General features: G+C 53.9%; 18 protein-coding genes. All 18 read left to right on the top strand.

Annotation, left to right across the window (positions count from 1 at the left end; genetic code table 11):
* The first annotated feature begins 65 nt into the window (after window positions 1–65).
* Window positions 66–1,142, top strand: a complete 1,077-nt coding sequence (gene mtnA / locus CKW07_RS05355; RefSeq protein WP_095143922.1) for an S-methyl-5-thioribose-1-phosphate isomerase — start codon at window positions 66–68, stop codon at window positions 1,140–1,142.
* A 424-nt stretch (window positions 1,143–1,566) separates the two neighbouring features.
* Complete coding sequence (gene gyrA / locus CKW07_RS05350) at window positions 1,567–4,236, top strand: DNA gyrase subunit A (protein WP_095143921.1); 2,670 nt, start codon at window positions 1,567–1,569, stop codon at window positions 4,234–4,236.
* Between the two features lie 64 nt (window positions 4,237–4,300).
* A complete protein-coding gene (serC, locus tag CKW07_RS05345) occupies window positions 4,301–5,386 on the top strand; it encodes a 3-phosphoserine/phosphohydroxythreonine transaminase (RefSeq protein WP_095143920.1) in 1,086 nt (361 codons plus the stop codon).
* On the top strand, window positions 5,386–6,480 hold the full coding sequence (gene pheA, locus CKW07_RS05340; protein ID WP_007939916.1) for a prephenate dehydratase: 1,095 nt from the start codon (window positions 5,386–5,388) through the stop codon (window positions 6,478–6,480). Before serC ends, pheA begins: the two co-directional genes overlap by 1 nt.
* Window positions 6,481–6,491: 11 nt before the next feature.
* Window positions 6,492–7,604: a histidinol-phosphate transaminase gene (hisC, locus tag CKW07_RS05335; RefSeq protein ID WP_095143919.1), complete on the top strand. Its 1,113-nt coding sequence runs from the start codon at window positions 6,492–6,494 to the stop codon at window positions 7,602–7,604.
* A 28-nt stretch (window positions 7,605–7,632) separates the two neighbouring features.
* Window positions 7,633–9,840: a bifunctional prephenate dehydrogenase/3-phosphoshikimate 1-carboxyvinyltransferase gene (locus CKW07_RS05330; protein ID WP_095144069.1), complete on the top strand. Its 2,208-nt coding sequence runs from the start codon at window positions 7,633–7,635 to the stop codon at window positions 9,838–9,840.
* Window positions 9,837–10,526: a (d)CMP kinase gene (gene cmk / locus CKW07_RS05325; protein ID WP_095143918.1), complete on the top strand. Its 690-nt coding sequence runs from the start codon at window positions 9,837–9,839 to the stop codon at window positions 10,524–10,526. The genes CKW07_RS05330 and cmk overlap by 4 nt, the downstream gene beginning before the upstream one ends.
* A gap of 119 nt (window positions 10,527–10,645) precedes the next feature.
* Window positions 10,646–12,340 (top strand): 30S ribosomal protein S1, encoded by a 1,695-nt coding sequence (gene rpsA, locus CKW07_RS05320; RefSeq protein WP_095078303.1) that lies wholly within the window; start codon window positions 10,646–10,648, stop codon window positions 12,338–12,340.
* A 199-nt stretch (window positions 12,341–12,539) separates the two neighbouring features.
* Entirely contained in the window at window positions 12,540–12,821 is a 282-nt protein-coding gene (locus CKW07_RS05315; RefSeq protein ID WP_095143917.1) for a hypothetical protein, read from the top strand.
* A gap of 171 nt (window positions 12,822–12,992) precedes the next feature.
* Window positions 12,993–13,289: an integration host factor subunit beta gene (gene ihfB, locus CKW07_RS05310; RefSeq protein ID WP_095143916.1), complete on the top strand. Its 297-nt coding sequence runs from the start codon at window positions 12,993–12,995 to the stop codon at window positions 13,287–13,289.
* A 449-nt stretch (window positions 13,290–13,738) separates the two neighbouring features.
* On the top strand, window positions 13,739–14,800 hold the full coding sequence (locus CKW07_RS05300; RefSeq protein ID WP_095143914.1) for an LPS O-antigen chain length determinant protein WzzB: 1,062 nt from the start codon (window positions 13,739–13,741) through the stop codon (window positions 14,798–14,800).
* A gap of 349 nt (window positions 14,801–15,149) precedes the next feature.
* Window positions 15,150–16,388, top strand: coding sequence for a hypothetical protein (locus CKW07_RS05295; RefSeq protein WP_095143913.1), 1,239 nt, complete (start codon window positions 15,150–15,152; stop codon window positions 16,386–16,388).
* Window positions 16,389–16,411: 23 nt separating this feature from the next.
* Window positions 16,412–17,635, top strand: coding sequence for an oligosaccharide flippase family protein (locus CKW07_RS05290; protein ID WP_095143912.1), 1,224 nt, complete (start codon window positions 16,412–16,414; stop codon window positions 17,633–17,635).
* Entirely contained in the window at window positions 17,632–18,420 is a 789-nt protein-coding gene (locus CKW07_RS05285) for a glycosyltransferase family 2 protein (RefSeq protein WP_176465274.1), read from the top strand. Before CKW07_RS05290 ends, CKW07_RS05285 begins: the two co-directional genes overlap by 4 nt.
* Window positions 18,417–19,505, top strand: coding sequence for a glycosyltransferase (locus tag CKW07_RS05280; protein WP_095143910.1), 1,089 nt, complete (start codon window positions 18,417–18,419; stop codon window positions 19,503–19,505). Before CKW07_RS05285 ends, CKW07_RS05280 begins: the two co-directional genes overlap by 4 nt.
* Before the next feature lie 184 nt (window positions 19,506–19,689).
* Window positions 19,690–20,811 (top strand): glycosyltransferase family 4 protein, encoded by a 1,122-nt coding sequence (locus tag CKW07_RS05275; RefSeq protein ID WP_095144068.1) that lies wholly within the window; start codon window positions 19,690–19,692, stop codon window positions 20,809–20,811.
* 49 nt (window positions 20,812–20,860) lie between these two features.
* A complete protein-coding gene (locus tag CKW07_RS05270; RefSeq protein WP_095143909.1) occupies window positions 20,861–21,838 on the top strand; it encodes an SDR family oxidoreductase in 978 nt (325 codons plus the stop codon).
* Window positions 21,835–22,851, top strand: coding sequence for a glycosyltransferase family 4 protein (locus tag CKW07_RS05265; protein ID WP_095143908.1), 1,017 nt, complete (start codon window positions 21,835–21,837; stop codon window positions 22,849–22,851). The genes CKW07_RS05270 and CKW07_RS05265 overlap by 4 nt, the downstream gene beginning before the upstream one ends.
* The last annotated feature ends 21 nt before the right edge of the window (window positions 22,852–22,872 follow it).

Raw genomic sequence — 22,872 nt, 5'->3', positions numbered from 1 at the left:
CCCGAGCGTCTTCGCCGGGGGATCGCTATAATCGACGGCTTTTGTTCATGAGTGCGGGGTGAGGGATGCGCGATCGACTGTTGGCAGCCGAGAAAGTGAAAGCCATCGATTGGCGGGACGGCGCCCTGTACCTGCTGGATCAGCGCATTCTGCCATTCGAAGAGCGCTGGATCGCCTATACCAGTGCGGCGGGCGTGGCCGAGGCCATTCGCGCCATGGTGGTGCGTGGTGCGCCGGCCATCGGCATCAGTGCCGCCTATGGCGTGGTGTTGGCGGCGCGTGCGCGCTTTGCCGAAGGTGGCGACTGGCAGGCAGCGCTGGAGGAAGATTTTGCGCTGCTGGCTGATTCGCGACCGACCGCGGTCAATCTGTTCTGGGCGCTGGGCCGCATGCGCGAGCGTCTAGAGCGACTCAAGGGGCACGCCGACCCATTGGCCGCCCTCGAGGCCGAGGCGCTGGCGATCCACGAAAGCGATCGTGAGGCCAACCTGACCATGGCACAGTTGGGCGTGGATCTGATCCGCAAGCATCAGGGCAATGCCCAGGCCATTCTGACGCACTGCAACACCGGCGCGCTGGCCACGGGGGGCTTTGGCACGGCGCTGGGAGTGATTCGCGGGGCGTTTATCGAGGGGATGGTCGAGCGGGTGTATGCCGACGAAACCCGGCCATGGCTGCAAGGCTCGCGGCTGACCGCGTGGGAACTGGCCAACGAAGGTATTCCGGTGACCCTCAACGCCGACTCCGCCGCCGCCCACATCATGAAGACCAAGGGCATTACCTGGGTGATTGTCGGCGCGGACCGCATTACCGCCAATGGTGATGTGGCGAACAAGATCGGCACCTACCAGCTCGCGGTCAATGCCATGCACCACGGTGTGCGCTTCATGGTTGTGGCGCCGAGCTCGACGATTGACATGAACCTGGCCAGCGGCGAAGACATCCCCATCGAAGAGCGTGATGGCAGTGAACTGCTGGATGTGGGTGGCAAGCGGGTGGGGGCGGATGTCGAGGCCTTCAATCCGGTGTTCGATGTCACCCCGGCGGACCTGATCGATGTGATCGTCACGGAAAAAGGCATCGTCGAGCGGCCCGATGCCGCGAAAATGGCGCAATTGATGTGCCGCAAGCGTCTGCATTGAGGGCTTTGGCGCCTGCCAGGTCGCCTTCGCGGGCAGGCTCGCTCCCAAAGGTTGTGTGATTGTCACCGGCCGATGAGGGAGCGGGCTTGCCCACGAAGAGACCCGAAAGCCAATGATCCAGCCTGAATCAGACCCTGATTCTTCATTCAAAGCAGCTCTAAGCCCCTCTGGCCCCCTTCAAGCCTGTCACCGGTCAACTAACTATGCTCCATGCGCATCAGGGGGATAGGTGCGTGGCGGCTCTTGTGATAACATCCGGCGGTTTCCAAGGCAGCCTCGCGGGCTTGCCTTTACTGCGCAGATCCATGGTTTAACTCGTTGATTTGTCGTAAGTCGGTGTATGGCACTCAGCCTGCAGCGGCGAGCTTCGTTCGTCCCATATGGATGTGACGAAGTTTCACCAGAAAAAGGAATCAGGCTTCTCATGGGCGAACTGGCCAAAGAAATCCTCCCGGTCAATATCGAAGACGAGCTGAAACAGTCCTACCTCGACTACGCGATGAGCGTAATTGTCGGGCGGGCACTGCCTGATGCGCGCGATGGCTTGAAGCCCGTGCATCGGCGTGTGCTGTTCGCAATGAGCGAGCTGGGTAACGATTTCAACAAGCCGTACAAGAAATCTGCCCGTGTTGTCGGTGACGTGATCGGTAAGTATCACCCGCATGGTGATACCGCGGTGTACGACACCATCGTTCGTATGGCGCAGCCATTCTCGCTGCGCTACCTGCTGGTAGACGGCCAGGGCAACTTCGGTTCGGTGGACGGCGACAACGCCGCGGCCATGCGATACACCGAAGTGCGCATGACCAAGCTGGCGCACGAGCTGCTGGCTGACCTGCACAAAGAAACCGTGGACTGGGTGCCGAACTACGACGGCACCGAGATGATCCCGGCGGTCATGCCGACCCGTATTCCCAACCTGCTGGTCAACGGCTCCAGCGGTATCGCCGTGGGCATGGCGACCAACATTCCGCCGCACAACCTCGGTGAAGTCATCGACGGTTGCCTGGCCCTCATCGACAATCCCGAGCTGACTGTCGACGAGCTGATGCAATACATCCCCGGTCCGGACTTCCCGACCGCAGCGATCATCAATGGTCGTGCCGGCATCATCGAAGCTTACCGCACCGGTCGCGGCCGCATTTACATGCGCGCCCGCTCGATGATCGAAGACATCGACAAGGTCGGTGGCCGTCAGCAGATCGTTATCACCGAACTCCCATACCAGCTGAACAAGGCCCGTCTGATCGAGAAGATCGCCGAGCTGGTTAAAGAGAAGAAACTCGAAGGCATCACCGAACTGCGCGACGAGTCCGACAAGGACGGTATGCGCGTCGTGATCGAGCTGCGTCGCGGTGAAGTGCCTGAGGTGATCCTCAACAACCTCTACGCCCAGACCCAGCTGCAAGCGGTATTCGGTATCAACATCGTCGCGCTGATCGACGGTCGTCCGCGGATCCTGAACCTCAAGGACCTGCTGGAAGCCTTCGTTCGTCACCGCCGCGAAGTCGTTACCCGCCGTACCGTGTTCGAGCTGCGTAAAGCGCGCGAGCGCGGTCATATCCTCGAAGGCCAGGCGGTTGCCCTGTCGAACATCGATCCGGTCATTGCCCTGATCAAGGCCTCGCCAACCCCGTCGGAAGCCAAGGAAGCGCTGGTCAGCACGCCTTGGGAGTCGTCCGCCGTGGTGGCGATGGTGGAGCGTGCCGGTGCGGATTCCTGCCGTCCGGAAAACCTCGACCCGCAATACGGTCTGCGCGAAGGCAAGTACTTCCTGTCGCCAGAGCAGGCGCAAGCCATTCTGGAGCTGCGTCTGCACCGCCTGACCGGCCTGGAACACGAAAAACTGCTGGCCGAGTATCAAGAGATCCTCAACCAGATCGGCGAGCTGATCCGCATCCTCAACAGCGCCACGCGCCTGATGGAAGTGATCCGCGAAGAGCTGGAAGTGATCCGTGCCGAATACGGCGATGTGCGCCGCACCGAAATTCTGGATGCGCGCCTGGACCTGACCCTGGGTGACATGATCCCGGAAGAAGAGCGCGTCGTGACCATTTCCCACGGTGGCTATGCCAAGACCCAGCCATTGGCTGCGTACCAGGCCCAGCGTCGTGGCGGTAAAGGCAAGTCGGCAACCGGCGTCAAGGATGAGGACTACATTGCTCACCTGCTGGTCGCCAACAGCCACACCACGCTGCTGCTGTTCTCCAGCAAGGGTAAGGTCTACTGGCTGAAAACCTACGAAATTCCGGAAGCCTCCCGCGCTGCCCGTGGTCGTCCGTTGGTCAACCTGCTGCCGCTGGATGACGGTGAGTACATCACCACCATGCTGCCGGTCGAGGAATACACCGAAGGTCACTACATCTTCATGGCGACCGCTAATGGCACCGTGAAGAAGACCCCGCTGGAATCCTTCAGTCGTCAGCGCAGCGTTGGCTTGATCGCGCTGGAGCTGGATGAAGGCGACGTATTGATCAGCGCTGCCATTACCGATGGCGAGCGTGAAGTCATGCTGTTCTCCGACGGCGGCAAGGTCACTCGCTTCAAAGAGTCCGACGTACGTGCCATGGGCCGTACCGCTCGTGGTGTGCGTGGCATGCGCCTGCCGGAAGGCCAGAAACTGATTTCCATGCTGATCCCGGAAGAAGGCAGCCAGATCCTCACGGCTTCCGCGCGTGGTTTCGGTAAACGTACCGCCATCACCGAGTTCCCTGAGTACAAGCGTGGCGGCCAGGGCGTTATCGCCATGGTCAGCAACGACCGTAACGGCCGTCTGGTCGGTGCAGTCCAGGTGCTCGACGGTGAGGAAATCATGCTGATTTCCGACCAGGGGACCCTGGTGCGTACCCGGGTTGACGAAGTGTCGAGCCTGGGTCGTAACACCCAGGGCGTGACCCTGATCAAGCTGGCCGGCGATGAAACGCTGGTAGGCCTGGAGCGGGTTCAGGAACCGTCGGAAGTCGAAGGCGAAGAGCTGGAAGGCGAAGAGGGTGCTGAGCTTGACGGTGTCGTACTCGATGCCGGTGCCGAGCCGGATGACGGTGTTGAAAGCCAGCAAGCCGACGCAGCTGACGAAGAAGAGCCGCAAGACTAACCAAATCGTAGCAGGGCAGAGTGTTTGCTCTGTCCGCTACCGTGATTGCATAGCGAGAGTGGATGTGAGCAAACGAGCCTATAACTTCTGCGCAGGTCCCGCTGCGCTGCCTGAAGCTGTCCTGTTGCGTGCCCAGTCCGAGTTGCTCGACTGGCATGGTAAAGGCCTCTCGGTCATGGAAATGAGCCATCGCAGTGATGAGTTCGTGTCCATTGCCACCAAGGCCGAGCAGGATCTGCGTGATCTGCTGAATATCCCCTCGAACTATAAAGTGCTGTTTCTGCAAGGCGGCGCCAGCCAGCAATTTGCTCAGATCCCTCTGAACCTGTTGCCGGAAAACGGCTCGGCCGACTATATCGATACCGGTATCTGGTCGCAGAAAGCCATCGAAGAAGCCTCGCGTTTTGGCCGCGTCAACGTTGCTGCTACCGCCAAGCCTTACGACTATTTCGCAATCCCCGGTCAGAACGAATGGAAGCTGTCGCAAGACGCGGCCTACGTGCACTACGCGCCGAACGAAACGATCGGCGGTCTGGAATTCCAGTGGGTCCCGGAAACCGGTGATGTGCCGCTGGTGGCCGACATGTCTTCGGACATTCTGTCGCGCCCGATCGATGTGTCGCGTTTCGGCATGATCTACGCCGGTGCGCAGAAAAACATCGGTCCGAGCGGTATCGTCGTCAATATCGTGCGTGAAGACCTGCTGGGCCACGCCCGTTCGCTGTGTCCGACCATGCTTGACTACAAGGTCGCGGCTGACAACGGCTCGATGTACAACACCCCGCCAACCCTGGCCTGGTACTTGTCCGGTCTGGTATTCGAGTGGTTGAAGGAGCAAGGTGGTGTAGAGGCCATCGGCAAGCTCAACGACGTCAAGCAGCGCACTCTGTACGACTTCATTGATGCCAGCGGCCTGTACAGCAACCCGATCAACAAGGCTGACCGCTCGTGGATGAACGTGCCGTTCCGTCTGGCTGACGATCGTCTCGACAAGCCGTTCCTGGTGGGTGCCGAGGCTCGCGGCTTGTTGAATCTCAAGGGTCACCGTTCGGTAGGCGGCATGCGTGCCTCTATCTACAACGCCGTCGATATCAACGCCGTCAATGCGCTGGTTTCGTACATGGCAGAGTTCGAGAAGGAACATGGCTAATGTCTGAGCAAGAACTCAAGGCACTGCGCCTGCGCATTGATGCTCTGGACGAGAAGGTCCTGGAGCTGATCAGTGAGCGTGCACGCTGCGCCCAGGAAGTCGCGCGAGTAAAGATGGCCTCGCTGGCCGAAGGCGAAGTGCCGGTGTTCTATCGTCCTGAGCGTGAGGCTCAGGTGCTCAAGCGCGTCATGGAGCGCAATCAGGGGCCGCTGGGTAACGAAGAGATGGCGCGGTTGTTCCGCGAAATCATGTCCTCGTGCCTGGCGCTCGAGCAGCCGCTGAAAGTGGCTTACCTCGGCCCCGAGGGGACCTTCACCCAGGCGGCGGCCATGAAGCACTTCGGTCACGCGGTGATCAGCAAGCCGATGGCGGCGATCGACGAAGTGTTCCGTGAAGTGGCGGCCGGTGCGGTGAACTTTGGCGTGGTGCCGGTGGAAAACTCCACCGAGGGTGCTGTCAACCACACCCTCGACAGCTTCCTCGAGCACGACATGGTCATCTGTGGCGAAGTCGAGTTGCGTATTCACCACCATTTGCTGGTCGGTGAAAACACCAAGACCGACAGCATCAGTCGAATTTACTCCCATGCCCAGTCCCTGGCGCAGTGCCGTAAATGGCTGGATGCCCATTACCCGAACGTCGAGCGCGTGGCGGTATCGAGCAACGCTGAAGCGGCAAAGCGGGTCAAGGGTGAGTGGAATTCGGCAGCGATTGCCGGTGACATGGCCGCGGGCTTGTACGGCCTGACCCGCCTGGCCGAGAAAATCGAGGATCGCCCGGATAACTCCACGCGATTCTTGATGATCGGTAACCAGGAAGTGCCACCGACCGGCGACGACAAGACGTCGATCATCGTGTCGATGAGCAACAAGCCGGGCGCGCTTCACGAATTGCTGGTGCCATTCCATGACAACGGCATCGACCTGACGCGTATCGAGACCCGTCCCTCGCGCAGTGGTAAGTGGACCTATGTGTTCTTCATCGACTTCGTCGGCCACCACCGCGATCCGCTGGTAAAAGGTGTGCTGGAGAAAATCAGTCAGGAAGCAGTGGCACTTAAAGTGTTGGGTTCCTACCCCAAAGCAGTTCTCTAAGGGCGTTAACAATGAGTGGCGACTTCCTCGCTCTGGCACAGCCGGGCGTGCAACAACTTTCGCCTTACGTTCCGGGCAAGCCCGTGGACGAACTGGCCCGTGAGCTGGGCATCGATCCGGCTGGCATCGTCAAGCTGGCGAGCAACGAAAACCCGCTGGGGGCCAGTCCCAAGGCGCTGGCGGCGATTCGCGACGAGCTGGCCGAACTGACTCGTTATCCGGACGGCAACGGCTTTGCCCTCAAGACCCTACTGGCTGAACAGTGCCGGGTCGGGCTCGATCAGGTGACGCTGGGCAATGGCTCCAACGACATTCTGGAGCTGGTTGCACGTGCCTACCTGGCGCCGGGTCTCAATGCAGTGTTCAGTGAGCATGCCTTCGCGGTCTATCCGATCGTTACCCAGGCGGTGGGCGCTGATGCGCGAGTGATACCTGCCAAGGATTGGGGGCATGACCTGCCTGCCATGTTGGAGGCTATCGATAGCAACACCCGCGTGGTGTTTATCGCCAACCCGAACAACCCGACCGGTACCTGGTTCAGTGCCGAGGCGCTGGATGAGTTCCTGCAGGACGTGCCTGAGCGTGTGCTGGTGGTGCTGGACGAGGCCTACATCGAGTACGCCGAAGGCAGTGATCTGCCCGATGGCCTGGACTTCCTCGCGGCCTACCCGAACCTGCTGGTGTCCCGCACCTTCTCCAAGGCCTACGGCCTGGCGGCGTTGCGCGTGGGTTACGGTTTGTCGACCGCGGTGGTTGCCGATGTATTGAACCGCGTTCGTCAGCCATTCAACGTGAACAGCCTGGCGCTGGCCGCGGCCTGTGCGGCATTGAAAGACGAAGAGTACCTGGCCGAGAGCCGTCGCCTGAACGAGTCCGGCATGCAGCAGCTTGAAGCGGGCTTCCGTGAATTGGGCCTGGGCTGGATTCCTTCCCGGGGCAACTTCATTTGCGTGGACCTGGGGCAGGTCGCTGCGCCGATCTTCCAGGGGTTGCTGCGTGAAGGTGTGATCGTGCGCCCGGTGGCCAACTACGGGATGCCGAATCACTTGCGCATCACCATTGGCCTGCCGGCGGAAAACAAGCGCTTTCTTGAGGCGCTGAGCAAGGTCCTGGCTCGTGGTTGATGTGATTGCCGTGCAACCTGCTGTACCTGTGATCGGTCGCCTGGTGGTGGTCGGTCTCGGGTTGATTGGTGGATCCTTTGCCAAGGGCCTGCGTGAAAGCGGGCTGTGCCGTGAAGTGGTGGGGGTCGATCTTGATCCGCAATCGCGAAAGCTGGCGGTCGAGCTGGGGGTGGTGGATCGTTGTGAAGACGATCTCGCTGCTGCCTGTGTCGGCGCCGATGTGATTCAGTTGGCGGTACCGATCCTGGCCATGGAAAAACTGCTGGCGTTGCTGGCAGGCATGGAGCTGGGCGGGGCGATCCTGACGGACGTCGGCAGCGCCAAGGGCAATGTTGTGCGCGCCGCGACCGAAGCGTTTGGTGGCATGCCGGCACGTTTCGTTCCCGGGCATCCGATTGCCGGGTCCGAGCAGAGCGGGGTAGAGGCCTCCAATGCTCAGCTGTTCCGTCGACACAAAGTGATTCTCACGCCTCTGGAGCAGACCGATCCGGCAGCCCTGGCGGTGGTCGACCGGCTGTGGCGCGAACTGGGCGCCGATGTCGAGCATATGCAGGTCGAGCGTCATGACGAAGTGCTGGCGGCGACCAGCCATCTGCCGCATCTGCTTGCGTTTGGCCTGGTCGACTCGTTGGCCAAGCGCAATGAAAATCTTGAGATCTTCCGTTACGCTGCGGGCGGTTTCCGCGATTTCACAAGAATCGCCGGTAGCGACCCGGTCATGTGGCACGACATCTTCCTCGCTAACCGCGAGGCTGTTCTGCGTACACTCGATACATTTCGCAGCGATCTCGACGCCTTGCGCGACGCGGTCGATGCAGGGGATGGGCATCAATTGCTGGGCGTATTCACTCGCGCCCGGGTTGCCCGCGAGCATTTCAGTAAAATCCTGGCCCGTCGGGCCTATGTGGACGCTATGAATTCCAACGACCTGATTTTCCTGGCACAACCTGGTGGCCGCCTGACTGGGCGGATTCGTGTACCGGGCGATAAATCGATTTCCCACCGTTCGATCATGCTCGGCTCCCTGGCTGAAGGCGTGACCGAAGTCGAAGGTTTTCTTGAGGGCGAAGACGCCCTGGCAACCTTGCAGGCTTTCCGCGACATGGGTGTGGTGATCGAAGGCCCGCACCATGGCCGTGTGACCATTCACGGGGTTGGCCTGCATGGCCTGAAACCGGCACCTGGTCCGATCTACCTAGGTAACTCCGGCACCTCGATGCGTCTGCTGTCTGGCCTGTTGGCTGCGCAGAACTTCGACAGCACCCTGACCGGTGACGCATCGCTGTCCAAGCGCCCGATGAATCGCGTCGCCAACCCGCTGCGTGAAATGGGCGCCGTGATCGAAACTGCTGCTGAAGGTCGTCCGCCGATGATCATTCGCGGTGGCCATAAGCTCAAGGGGCTGACCTACACCATGCCGATGGCCAGTGCCCAGGTGAAGTCCTGCCTGTTGCTGGCGGGGCTGTATGCCGACGGCAAGACCACGGTGACCGAGCCGGCGCCGACCCGCGACCATACCGAGCGCATGTTGCGCGGCTTCGGTTATCCGGTCAGCGTTGACGGGGCAACCGCTTCGGTCGAGTCCGGCAACAAGTTGACCGCGACTCACATCGAAGTGCCGGGGGATATCTCCTCGTCCGCCTTCTTCCTGGTGGCGGCCTCGATTGCCGAGGGTTCGGAGCTGGTGCTGGAGCATGTCGGCATCAACCCGACCCGTACCGGCGTGATTGATATCCTGCGCTTGATGGGGGCAGACATTACCCTGGAAAACCAGCGTGAAGTCGGTGGCGAACCTGTGGCTGACCTGCGCGTGCGAGCGGCTAGACTCAAAGGTATCGAGATTCCGGAAGCGCTGGTTCCTTTGGCGATCGACGAGTTCCCGGTGCTGTTCGTTGCGGCGGCTTGCGCTGAGGGTCGGACCATTCTGCGTGGTGCTGAAGAGTTGCGGGTCAAGGAGTCGGATCGTATCCAGGTGATGGCGGATGGCCTGTTGGCGCTGGGCGTCAAGTGCGAGCCCACGCCGGATGGCATCATCATCGATGGTGGCCAGATCGGCGGCGGTGAAGTGCATGGCCACGGCGATCACCGGATTGCCATGGCGTTCAGTGTTGCGTCCTTGCGCGCCAATGCGCCGATTCGCATCCATGACTGCGCCAACGTCGCGACGTCCTTCCCGAACTTCCTGGCGCTGTGTGCCCAGGTTGGAATCCGCGTTGCCCAAGAGGCTCAGTCGTGATCAATATTGCTCCAGTCATCACCATCGACGGACCTAGCGGTTCCGGCAAGGGCACCATCGCCGGGATGCTGGCCAGGCGCCTGAACTGGAATCTGCTGGATTCCGGTGCGCTGTACCGTTTACTGGCGTTCGCGGCGCGTAATCATGGTGTCGACCTGACCAATGAAGAGTTGCTCAAGAAACTGGCCGCTCATCTGGATGTGCAGTTCATCGCGGCGACGGACGGTCAGTTGCAGCGAATCATTCTGGAAGGCGATGAAGTCAGTGACGCCATCCGTACCGAAAGCGCCGGTGCCGGTGCTTCCCAGGTTGCCGCGCTGCCCGCGGTCCGTGAGGCGTTGCTGCAGCGTCAACGCGCTTTTCAGGAAGCGCCGGGCCTGGTAGCTGATGGTCGGGACATGGGCACGGTGGTGTTTCCCGATGCGCCGTTGAAGATTTTTCTGACCGCCAGCGCCGAGGAACGGGCGCGTCGTCGATATTTGCAGTTGAAGGGCAAAGTCGAGGGTGTTAGTCTGTCGAGTCTGCTAGATGAGATCCGTGTGCGCGATGAGCGCGACACCCAGCGAGCGGTAGCCCCGCTCAAGCCGGCGGTCGACGCGATTCAGCTGGATTCCACGGAGTTGTCCATCGATCAGGTGCTGGAACGCATCATGAGCGAAATCGCCCTTCGCGATATCGCCGGGTGACCAAGAAGGCCGTAGGGGACCAGTCATAGTCCTGCGGTGCTTCTTTTAAATGAAACTAACCCACACCGTCTGGGGTGTGGAGATGGGCGTATTCTTCGCCCTTATCGACAGGAATTAAAATGAGCGAAAGCTTTGCGGAACTCTTTGAAGAAAGCCTAAAAACCCTGAACCTTCAGGCAGGCTCCATCATCACCGGTGTTATCGTTGATATCGATTACCAAGCTCGCTGGGTAACCGTTCACGCTGGCCTGAAGTCTGAAGCACTCATCCCGCTTGAGCAGTTCTACAACGACGCTGGCGAACTGAACATCAACGTCGGTGACGAAGTTCACGTTGCTCTGGACTCGGTTGAAGACGGCTTTGGTGAAACCAAGCTGTCCCGTGAAAAAGCCAAGCGCGCTGAATGCTGGATTGTTCTGGAAGCAGCCTTCGCAGCCGAGGAAGTGGTCAAGGGCGTTATCAACGGTAAGGTTAAAGGCGGCTTCACTGTCGACGTTAACGGCATCCGTGCGTTCCTGCCAGGTTCTCTGGTTGACGTCCGTCCAGTGCGCGACACCACGCACCTGGAAGGCAAAGAGCTGGAATTCAAGGTCATCAAGCTGGACCAGAAGCGCAACAACGTTGTCGTTTCCCGTCGCAGTGTCCTGGAAGCCGAGAACTCCGCCGAGCGTGAAGCTCTGCTGGAATCCTTGCAGGAAGGCCAACAAGTCAAAGGTATCGTCAAGAACCTCACCGATTACGGCGCATTCGTCGATCTGGGTGGCGTCGATGGCCTGCTGCACATTACCGACATGGCTTGGAAGCGTATCAAGCATCCTTCCGAAATCGTCAACGTTGGCGACGAGATCGATGTCAAGGTTCTGAAGTACGATCGCGAGCGCAATCGTGTTTCCCTGGGCCTCAAGCAACTGGGCGAAGATCCATGGGTTGCTATCAAAGCCCGTTACCCAGAAAGCACTCGCGTCACCGCTCGTGTAACCAACCTGACCGACTACGGCTGCTTCGCTGAGCTGGAAGAAGGCGTTGAAGGCCTGGTACACGTTTCCGAAATGGACTGGACCAACAAGAACATCCACCCTTCGAAAGTCGTACAAGTCGGCGACGAAGTGGAAGTTATGGTTCTGGACATCGACGAAGAGCGTCGTCGTATCTCCCTGGGCATCAAGCAGTGCAAATCTAACCCATGGGAAGATTTCTCTGGCCAGTTCAACAAGGGCGATAAAATCTCCGGCACCATCAAGTCGATCACCGATTTCGGTATCTTCATTGGTCTGGACGGCGGCATCGACGGTCTGGTTCACCTGTCCGACATCTCCTGGAACGAAGTGGGCGAAGAAGCCGTACGTCGTTTCAAGAAGGGCGACGAGCTGGACACCGTTATCCTGTCGGTTGACCCAGAGCGCGAGCGTATCTCCCTGGGTATCAAGCAGCTGGAAAGCGATCCGTTCTCCGAGTACGTTCAAGAGAACGACAAAGGCGCAATCGTTAAGGGCATCGTGAAAGAAGTTGACGCTAAAGGCGCCATCATCACTCTGGCCGACGATATCGAAGCGACTCTGAAAGCCTCCGAAATCAGCCGTGACCGCATCGAAGATGCACGTAACGTTCTGAAAGAAGGCGAAGAAGTAGAAGCCAAGATCATCAGCGTTGATCGTAAGAGCCGTGTAATCCAGCTCTCGATCAAGTCGAAAGACGTTGAAGACGAGAAAGAAGCCATCCAGAGCCTGCGCGACAAGCCAGTAGCTTCGGATGCTCCAGTAGCCACCACCCTGGGTGACCTGCTGCGTGCTGCACAAGCGGAAAAACAGAACTAAGTTCTGACTTTCTGTAAAAAAGGGCGACTTCGGTCGTCCTTTTTTGTGCCTGCGATTTGTGGTTTTGAGTGTGTAGTTGGCAATCATTGAAACCAACTCCTTGAAATGCTGTCTTTTCTTTGACGGAACATCCCTTTGTTTGGGCTAGGCTTACCTGAAGCCAACGGCAATCGGGCGGCTGCCCGGTCTAAGGATGTGAATGAGCAGGTTCGTTTTCGTACTTGTTGTGCTGGCTGTGACAGGCTGCACCACCAATGTGAAGACCCATGCAGTGCGTGGTGTCAGCGGGATCGAGATCGATTGTTCAGGGTTGGGCTCGGGGTGGGACAAGTGCTACAAGCGAGCCGAGAGGGAGTGCAAGGAGGCAGGGTATAAGGTTGTTGTCAGGTCCAGTGATGCCAAGGAGGAGGGTGAGGACTATCCATTTGGCTGGAATCCCGCGGGGTATCTGACGCGGACCATATTGGTTGTCTGCAGGTGAGTGTGCGGGATGTGTCGCCTGTGTCGGCCCGGCCCTGCACCCGAACCGTGTCCATTTTTTGGTGGATGAGCGGTAGCGCAGATAAGTCAATGCCTGGGCTGTTCAAATTCCTTCGGGCATGCTAAAACCTTTGAAGCGCTGATCTAGCTGCTTGAAAAAGAAGGGAAAAATATGACGAAGTCGGAGTTGATCGAACGAATTGTCACCCATCAAGGGCTGCTCTCATCCAAGGATGTGGAACTGGCCATCAAGACCATGCTTGAACAAATGTCCCAATGCCTGGCTACCGGCGATCGTATCGAGATCCGTGGTTTTGGTAGCTTCTCCCTGCACTACCGTGCACCTCGCGTAGGCCGTAATCCGAAGACTGGCCAGTCCGTCAGTCTGGATGGGAAATTCGTTCCTCATTTCAAGCCGGGTAAAGAGCTTAGGGATCGCGTGAATGAGGAAGAGGATGAAGGGCTTTAGTTAGGTAGGAGGTGAGGGAATGTCGGTATTGATGCGTTGGGGGGGAGTCGCTTGTATTCTGGTTTTTGGACTTATGGTGCTTGCGTTTTTTTTGGAGAATCAGGAACCCTCTAGTCTGCAGCTTTTTGGCTGGTCGACGCCTTTCCTTCCTATCTCGGTATTCATCGGGAGTTCCCTGCTTGCCGGTATGTTGATTGGCTCGATTCTCACCTGGCTCAGGTTCAGTGTTTTCAGAAAAAAATAGCCATGTCAATGACGGCTTCGCACATAAAATAATCTAATCTGAATTGCTTAACGGCGCGGAGCTTGTGTACTCCGCTGTTACAATAAGTCTCTGATGAAAGCGCGGCATGTAAATAATCGTTCTTCCATTCAGATGTGCATGAGTTTAAGTAAACGCGCGCATCACGTGAGTGGTGCGTTGTACTGAATAGAAGGGCGAGAAAGGTATGCAAAGTAGTTCGGCAGGGGCTTGCAGCAGTTCGGAGATTGATCTCCAGGCATTGGTACGCTCGCTCTGGAAACGAAAGTGGCTTGTTTTAAGTATTGCATTGGTGACCACATTGGTGGCGGCTGTGTATGCGTATACAGCTAAGCCAGTTTATGAGGCCAAGATTTTTTTGGTGCCGCCCACAGCAAATGACATTGCTAGTATCAATTACGGCCGCACACAGGATTCTGATCTGGAGCCCTTGAAGGTCAAGGATGTATACCAGGTATTTCTACGATCACTCGACTCGGAAACTCTTCATCAGGATTTTTTCAAAAGCGTCTATTTACCGTCGCTTTCTGATGATGCGCACGAGGCGGAGCAAGATTCGCTGTATTCTAGCTACCTAAAACAACTGCAAGTTAAGCTTCCGACAAAAGATGCTGGTGATAGAGCCTATGTTGTTATGGAAAATGATAGCCCCGATGAAGCGTTGAGTTGGGCTAAAGCTTATGTTGATCATGCGTCCGTGATGGCCAAGGCTGAAATCTATAAGGACGTTTCCAGCGAAAGTGCAGTTCATGCACGTAACCTTTCTCAGCAAATTGATTCTTTGCGCGAACGTAGTCTGAAGCTCCGTCAGGACTCTATGACTAGATTGCGGGAAGCATTGCGCGTGGCGGAGGCCATTGGTCTGGAGAAGCCGCCGATCATCACGGGTAATCCCGCCGTTGAGTTAGCTGGAAGTATGGATGGGCAAGTTCTTTATATGCGCGGTTCAAAGGCACTCAAGGCAGAAATTGAGAACCTGGAGCGACGTGAGTCCGACGACCCATTCGTGACAGACCTGCGTAGACTTCAGTCAAAATATGATCTTTACAAAGAGCTTGAAGTCAATAAGCCCGATATTTCGGTTTACAGGCAAGACGGTGTTGCTGAGCGCCCTGATTCACCAGTCAAACCGAAAAAGGCTCTGATAGCTGCTCTGGGTCTAATATTGGGTTTGATGGCTGGTGTGGGGATTGCTCTTGTCCTTTACCTCTTGGATAAAAAACACTCAACCCCCCGCCCACTCGCTTGAGGGGTGTCGCCAGCCTTTCTGGGGGGGAGTGTTGTCAGAAATGGCAACATAGTGTTTTTCGGGAGGGTGTGAGCCCGATTGATCAGGCAGCGTCCTGGTTGGCCGGTCGAGTTACCGGCCGGCCAGTATGATTTCCGACACGGTGCTGTTCGGATCCTCTCCCACTGCTCGTATAATCCCAATCGTTTTTTGGGGGGGGCTCTAGGACAAGCTAATTTTTTGGAGGGGGGGCAGAACTCCCAAAGACGAATCCAGATGAGACTACATCACTGCTGTATGTTGGTGTACGCCATATTTCATGCTGTGAGTAAAGTGGTCGTGTGCTTGGTACAAGGGTGACGAGGTTGAAATGATGGGTGTAAAAGTAATGCCTTTTTTTATTGTGTTGTTCTCATGTGTATTGATCGTGTTAGGTGATTTGAGAAATATTATTACTCCAGCGGGTTACTGGGGGCTTTGGGGGGGCGTGCTTTGTGTCGGTCTTTTGTCTGGTGGATGGAGCAAGCTGAGGTCTGATTGGGCGTTGATTGGTGTTTCGTTCGGTTTTTTAGTTCTAATCGTATCGCTTTTAGTCGCCAGTTTGACCAATACCGATGAATATACAGCTTATCAGGCTTTAAAGTATCTGGTTATATATGCTGTGATGATTGTGATCTTTAAGAGTTCGCAGTGTCTGAGTATCGATCAACTGTACCGCATATCGGCGGTTGTCACATTGGTCGGGCTGTGTGTTTTTCTTCTCTGTAAGTATGTATTTCCAGAATATTATATCTTGCTAGGAGATGGGCGGCAGGGGAGCGTATTTGCGTTTCCTGGTGTCCTCTGGAAAACCAGTGCTTTTTTTGTTTCTTTCATTATTGCTGGAGTTTGTACTCGTCCATTTTTTAAATGTGTGAGTTCTATATTGATAATGCTGGGCGCAGTATATTTGCTATTGGCTGATTCAAGTCGTACCGGGTTTCTGTGGTTCTCAGTAATAGTCGCTGTGTTTGCAGTGCTGCAGTTTATACTAAAGACTGGTCGATTCATGTGTGTGGCGTCTATTGTTGCTGTTTTGGCTTGTGTGGTAGTTGTTTTTAATTCGGAGATGATTTATCAGGTTGTAACTGATGACTCCTTTTTGGTGATCAATAGGTTGTTTGAGGGTGACCCCATTCGAACAAAAATGATTGCCGATGGTGTTATAAATGCAGAAGCCTGTCTTCCTTTGGGTTGCGGGTTTGGGAGTTCTATATCATTGCTCAATGGTGATCCTATGGTCGTGCATAATACCTACTTGGCTATTTTGGGTGATCTTGGGGTGCTAGGAGTGTGCGGTCTGTTAATGGTTGTAATGTCACCAATTGTTGTTTTTGTTTTGCGAGAGTGGAGTGGTGTCGCGGCACCTGGATCCAGTGTTTATTTCAGAGTCGCAGCTTTTCTTGGTGTTTTGTGTTTTTGTTTTGTTCTGTTATTTCATCCACTAAGCTCTGAGATGTCTGAGTGGGGGTATTGGGCAGTTATGTTGTCTTGGTTGTCCCGCTTGTCAAACATGAAACCTGAGGTGATTGATGATGGTTTTCATGAGCTTGAATCACAGAGGGTATAACTTTGAGACACTTGATAAAAAATATGGGGTTGCTTTTTTTGGCGCAGCTTTGTGGGTACTTGATTCCTATACTCGAAATTCCAGTGCTGGCGCGGGCCCTTGGAGTGCAGGAGTATGGGAAGGTGGTGCTTATCCAATCCGTCGCTTTACTAACATCACTGCTCGTTGAGTATGGGTTTTCCTTAAGTGGGTCGCGACAGATTGCTATCGCTCGCGATGAAAGGGGCGCGCTTGCGCGCATCTTTGGCGAGGTTCTTTCTGCGAAGTTGATGATTTTTTTTGTTGTGTCCATGGTAGGGGTGATTGTTTTTCTAGTACAGGGATCGGTATTTTATGACCGTGAATTGGTTTTTATGGGGTTTTTGTATTTTCTAGCATTTGGGTTCAGCCCCTTTTGGTTTTTTCAGGGTTTGGAAAAAATCACTGTTGTAGTTGTAGTTGAAGTTACTTTGCGTTTTGTTGGTTTGCTTTTGTTGTATGTTTTTATACAAGGAGAGCAAGATGCTGCATTGGCGCTTGGTATTATGGCAGGGTTTGGTTTGTTGAATACGTCGGTTGGTAATGCGATGTGTGTCAATAGGGTTGGAAAATTTTGTCTGAGTTTTGCGGGCGGGATTGAACAGATTAAATTGGGTTTCCATGTTTTCATTTATAAAAGTTCCAATAACATACTTATGAGTGCTGGTCCGTCTTTGGTGGGGGTGACGTCTGGGCATGTTGCGGTTGCCTCTTATGTCCCCGCGGAAAAAATAATCAGAGGCTTTGTTGGGTTTGTTAATCCAATTTTGATTGGTTTTTATCCCTACCTGAATCGCCAGTTTCAACTGTCCAAAAGCAATACAATGCGGTTGTCGTGGATGATTGTAATTGGGATGTTCTTTGCGGGGCTTATGGCGGCGGGGCTTATATTTTTTGTTGGGGACTTTCTGATTTTGAAGGTGCTAGGCACGGGTTTCGTTGTGGCCAGTGACATTTTAAAAATATTTGTCTTGATTATTCCATTCAGGTTGGCCAATCAGGCATTGGGTCTCTGTATGTTGATCCCAATGGGAAGGGATAAAGCGACCAGTTTCCTTATGATGTTTTCCTCTATGATGTCTATGCTGTTAGCTGCGCTTTTGTCGATTTGGTACGGCGTAGGTGGGGTTGTGATGGGGTTTGTCATAGCAGAAATATGTTTGTTTTTTGCATTGGTTGCAGTTGTGTTTGAAGGGAAAAACAAATATTGGAAGAGGGAGGGGGTGTGATAACAATTTTGACGCCGACTTATAATCGTGCGACGACCCTGCCGCGCTTATACGAAAGTCTCTGTGCTCAGACATGCAAGGACTTCGAGTGGTTAATAGTCGATGATGGGAGTCACGACGACACACAGCGGTTGTTGCTTGAGTACTCCAAGGCTGCGCCATTTAAAATACATGTGCTGTATCAAGCTAATTCAGGAAAACATGTTGCTTTGAATGTAGGGGCGCGCAATGCGGGTGCGCCATGGGTTTTCATAGTTGATAGTGACGATTCTTTAGTTTCTAGCGCTGTTGAGTGTGTGGTCGAAGCGGTATCTAAAGTCGATACAGATAATGTTGTTGGCCTTTGTTATCGTAAAGCGTATTTCGATATGAGGCTTGTCGGTCGTGATGTCGAGTGTTCTGACTTTCCGGTTGTCATGACGCCGACCGAGGCAGGGCATTTTTTTAAAGGCGATCTTGCCTATATATTTAAAACTGAAGCATTGCGGATGCATTCTTTTCCTGTTTTTTCAGGGGAGAGGTTCGTTCCAGAATTGTATATCTGGAATAAGATTGGAGATGAAGGCAATATTCATTATTTTGCAAATACCATTCTTTATCTCTGTGATTACCTTGAGGATGGCTATTCTAAGAATTTTTCTTCTAATTTGAGGCGGAACCCGAAAGGGTTTTTAACTTTTTACTGGGCGCAAATAGCTCGAGAAAATAAGCTTTTGTTTAAGGCTAAATACTTGCTTCGTTCCGTTCAATGCTATTTTTACGCGTTGCTCAATAGGTTCTCATGAGAATATTATTTTTCATTACCAGTTTGGATGTGGGTGGCGCCGAACGCCAGGTTCTGGATTTGGCTCAACGTCTTGATTCAGAGAATCACCAAGTCCTGGTAGCCTATCTAACAGGGGGCGCAGCATTATTGCCTACCAATACCACACTTAAAACAGTGGGTTTTCAAACTACCAAGTCATTTTCCAGTCTTGCGCGAAGCTTCTTTCTTTTGCGAAAGACTATTAAAACCTTCAAGCCGGATGTGGTTCACAGCCATATGGTTCATGCCAATCTGTTGGCTAGGCTTGTGAGGGGCGTGACCTATATTCCGCGGTTGGTATGTACCGCTCATAATACAAATGAGGGTGGGCGGATGAGGATGTTGGCTTATCGAGCCACAAACTTTCTTGCCGATGTCACCACGAACGTCAGTCGGGATGCCGTTGAGGCATTTGAGGCGAAGGGGGCCATCAAGCCCGGTCAGATGCTGATGATCCCTAACGGAATTGATACTGACAGGTTTACGTTTAACGAGTCGTTACGTGTAGCCATTCGGGATAGAGAAGGTATACAACTTGGTGAGAAAGTTATTCTTGCTGTGGGGCGCTTCGCGGAGGCGAAAAACTATCCTGGGTTACTCCATGCTTTCGCAACCTTGTGCAAAAACGACAGTAGTTTGAAACTTTGGATTGTTGGCGATGGAGGGCTGAGAGAGACGCTGGTCGCTCTTGCGAATAATCTGGGTGTTTCCCAACGAATCAAATTTTTCGGCGTAAGAGATGATGTCGCAGATTTTTACGGTGCTGCTGACATCTATGTGCTTTCGTCTCTGTGGGAAGGATTTGGTCTCGTTGTTGCTGAAGCGATGTCAGCAGAGAGAGTTGTTGTAGCTTCCGACTGCGGCGGGGTAAAGGAAGTGATAGGTGATCAGGGGATTTTAGTGCCCCCGGGCGATTCAGATGAGTTGGCGAAGGCTATACGATCGGGGCTCAACATGGATCCGGCATCGGCGACGGCAATGGGGCAGCGAGCAAGGCAGCGGGTGATTGATAACTATTCTCTGGATAGGGTTGTCAAGAGATGGATTGAGCTGTATCAATCTTGAGTGCATTGCGGGTCAGGCGCTCGGTTAGCATCGCTCCATGAAAGCAGGCATGCTATCTTGCTTGTATTGATCTCCGTGCATGAGCTTCGTGTTTCATGTTTTGGTAGGGTAACGGGCTAGCTGCATTGTGATTATGGATAAGTCCATTGTGAGCCTGTCGAGACTTTAATGGATGTTGGGTCAAATGAAAATAGCATTAGTTGGAACGACGGCAGCTTGTGTTCTCGGATTTCGAGCTGATTTGATCGGAGCGCTGGTGAAAGAAGGTCATCAAGTATTCGCTTTTGCTCTTGATTATGACACTGATACACGAGCTAAAGTCAGGCAGCTTGGGGCCGAGCCGGTAGACTATGAATTTAGTCGTGCCGGGTTGAACCCGTTAGGTGATCTTGTCAATACTTTTAAGTTATCCAGGCAACTAAAGCATATTGCACCTGATATTGTATTTAGCTATTTCGCGAAGCCAGTGATTTTTGGAACCCTAGCGGCTAAGTTGGCAGGGGTAAAGCGCCGTTTGGCAATGCTCGAGGGCCTCGGTTATGTCTTTACGGAGCAGCCAGGTGGCGCCTCGTTAAAGGCTAGATTGTTAAAGAAAATACAGGTTTTTCTTTACAGGGCATCCTTTCCGTTTCTTGAACGCTTGGTGTTTTTGAATAAAGACGATTGTGCCGACCTGGTTGAGCGATATCGAATAAAAGTATCTACCGTTAGTGTGCTTGGTGGTATAGGGCTAAAACTTTCAGACTATCCTTATTCTACCCCTCCTAAAAGTCCAGTTAGCTTCATATTTATCGGGCGCTTGTTGGCTGAAAAAGGGGTAAATGAATTTGTTGAGGCAGCACGGTTAGTCAAAGCGCAATGTGCTGACGCTCAGTTTGTCATGTTGGGCGGTCTCGATGAAACTAATCCAGGCGGGTTGAATGCCGACGGCGTTCGCTCTCTTATCGATGAAGGATTGGTTGACCACAGAGGCCATGTTGAAGACGTCGTGAGTTGGATTACGGACTCGAGCGTGTTTGTCTTGCCATCCTACCGGGAAGGTGTTCCTAGAAGTACTCAGGAGGCAATGGCCGTTGGTCGAGCGGTTATCACAACGGACGTGCCAGGCTGTAGGGATACCGTCGTCAACGGTGTTAACGGCTTTATAGTACCACCATGGTCGGCGAAGGATTTAGCTGAAAAAATGATGTATTTCATTAATAATCCAGACCAGATAGAAACGATGGGGTTACAGAGCTATAAGATTGCGCAGCATGATTTTGATGCAGCAATTGTTAATCAGCGATTGATGGGTTACTTCGCATGATTTTTAGAGATGAAGTCAGTTTCTGCGCTATTGTAGTTTCGGTGAGTGAATGGAAAATTTAAGTAAAAAAATACTGCTGACCGGCGCGACAGGGTTTGTCGGGGGGGCGATTTTACGTTACCTGTCCGACCGTCAAGAATACAGTGTCCGTGTAGCGACCCGAACGCGTTCTGCTTTTTCAGGCGCGGCTTATGACTCGGTATTGTTCGATGACCTGAATTCAACGCAGTCCTGGACCCACGCACTTGATGGGGTTGACGTGGTCATTCACTCGGCGGCGCGCGTACACGTCATGACTGAAACTGCGTTGGACCCGTTGTCTGAGTTCCGAAAGGTGAATGTCGAAGGTACGTTGAATCTTGCGAGCCAATCAGCCGCGTCTGGTGTAAAACGCTTTATTTTCATAAGCTCAATAAAAGTTAATGGCGAAGAAACAACTCTTGGGAATCAGTATACGGCTGATGGACCGGTACAGCCAGTTGATGAGTATGGCATCTCTAAGTTTGAGGCCGAAAGTGGCTTGTTGAAAATTTCCACCGAAACGGGCATGGAGGTTGTGATCATCAGACCTGTATTGGTATATGGGCCCGGTGTTAAAGCAAATTTTCTCAGTATGATGAAGTTTGTTGATAAGGGTATACCTCTTCCATTCTCATCAATTGATAATAAAAGAAGTTTTGTATCTCTCGAAAATCTCGTCGATTTCATTGCTCTTTGTACGAGGCACCCAGCGGCAGCCAATCAGGTATTTCTCGTCAGTGACGGGGAGGACTTGTCCACGCCCGAGTTGTTGGAGAAGATGGCGAAAGCACTCGGGAAAAAGGCAACCCTGTTACCCTTTCCAGTGAGCTTGATGAGGGGGATCGCGCGGCTCTTGGGCAAAGAAAAAATAACAGATCGCCTTTGCGGTTCGCTTGAAGTTGATATTAGCAAAAATCGAGAACTCTTAGGTTGGATCCCACCGGTAAGTGTTGACAATGCATTGCTTAACACGGCCAAGCATTATCTAGGAACCCGTAATCCATGAGCGTCTGGTTCGTATTACCTATTATTTTCCTGTGTTCTCTTTTTTTGACTGGGAGACTTCGTAGCTATGCACTCTCGCATAGTCTTATCGATGTACCGAATGATCGTAGCTCACATTCTATCCCCACGCCCCGAGGCGGAGGGGTAGCTATTGTATTGAGTTTTCTTGTATTTCTACCGTTTCTAGCCTTTGAGGACCTGCTGTCTTGGGAACATACGGTTGGTCTGCTCGGCGCGGGAGCGGGTATCGCGGTGCTGGGTTTTTTGGATGACCATGGTCACATTGCTGCCCGGTGGCGATTGCTAGGACACTTTAGTGCCGCCTGTTGGGCTTTGTACTGGGTCGCAGGTTTGCCACCATTGTCGTTGTTTGGGCTGCGATTAGATCTTGGGGCGTTCGGTTACGTTATAGCCGCGTTGTACTTGGTTTGGATGCTGAATCTTTATAACTTCATGGACGGCATCGATGGTATTGCCAGTATTGAGGCGGTAACGGTTTGTCTGGCAGCGGCCCTTCTTTATTGGGTCAGTGGTTTCACTGAGTTAGTCTGGGGGCCCTTGCTGCTTGCTTTCGCCGTGCTTGGCTTTCTCTACTGGAACTTCCCTCCGGCGCGAATTTTCATGGGGGACGCAGGGAGCGGCTTCCTCGGGATCATCCTGGCCATTTTTTCATTGGAGGCGGCTTCTGTATACCCTGATTTCTTCTGGGTTTGGTTGATTCTGCTCGGTGTCTTTATCGTTGATGCGACAGTGACATTGATACGCCGGCTATTTAGAGGTGAAAAGGTTTACGAGGCGCACCGCAGTCACGCCTATCAATTTGCATCACGTCAACTCGGCAAGCACCGACCGGTATCGTTGGCGGTCGGAGTAATCAATATCTTTTGGTTGCTTCCGTTAGCCTATTGCGTGACGACGGACATCCTGGATGGGGCTGCTGCATTGCTAGTTGCTTACGTTCCTTTGGTCATCGTGGCGATCAAATACAACGCAGGGATGCTGGAAGCGCGTTAATGAAGCGTACTCATTGGCTAT

It is taken from the genome of Pseudomonas sp. Irchel s3b6 (assembly GCF_900187415.1).
Classification (GTDB): Bacteria; Pseudomonadota; Gammaproteobacteria; order Pseudomonadales; family Pseudomonadaceae; genus Aquipseudomonas.
The sequence above is the reverse complement of the archived record's forward strand: the minus strand, read 5'-3'. Positions and strand labels throughout refer to the sequence as shown.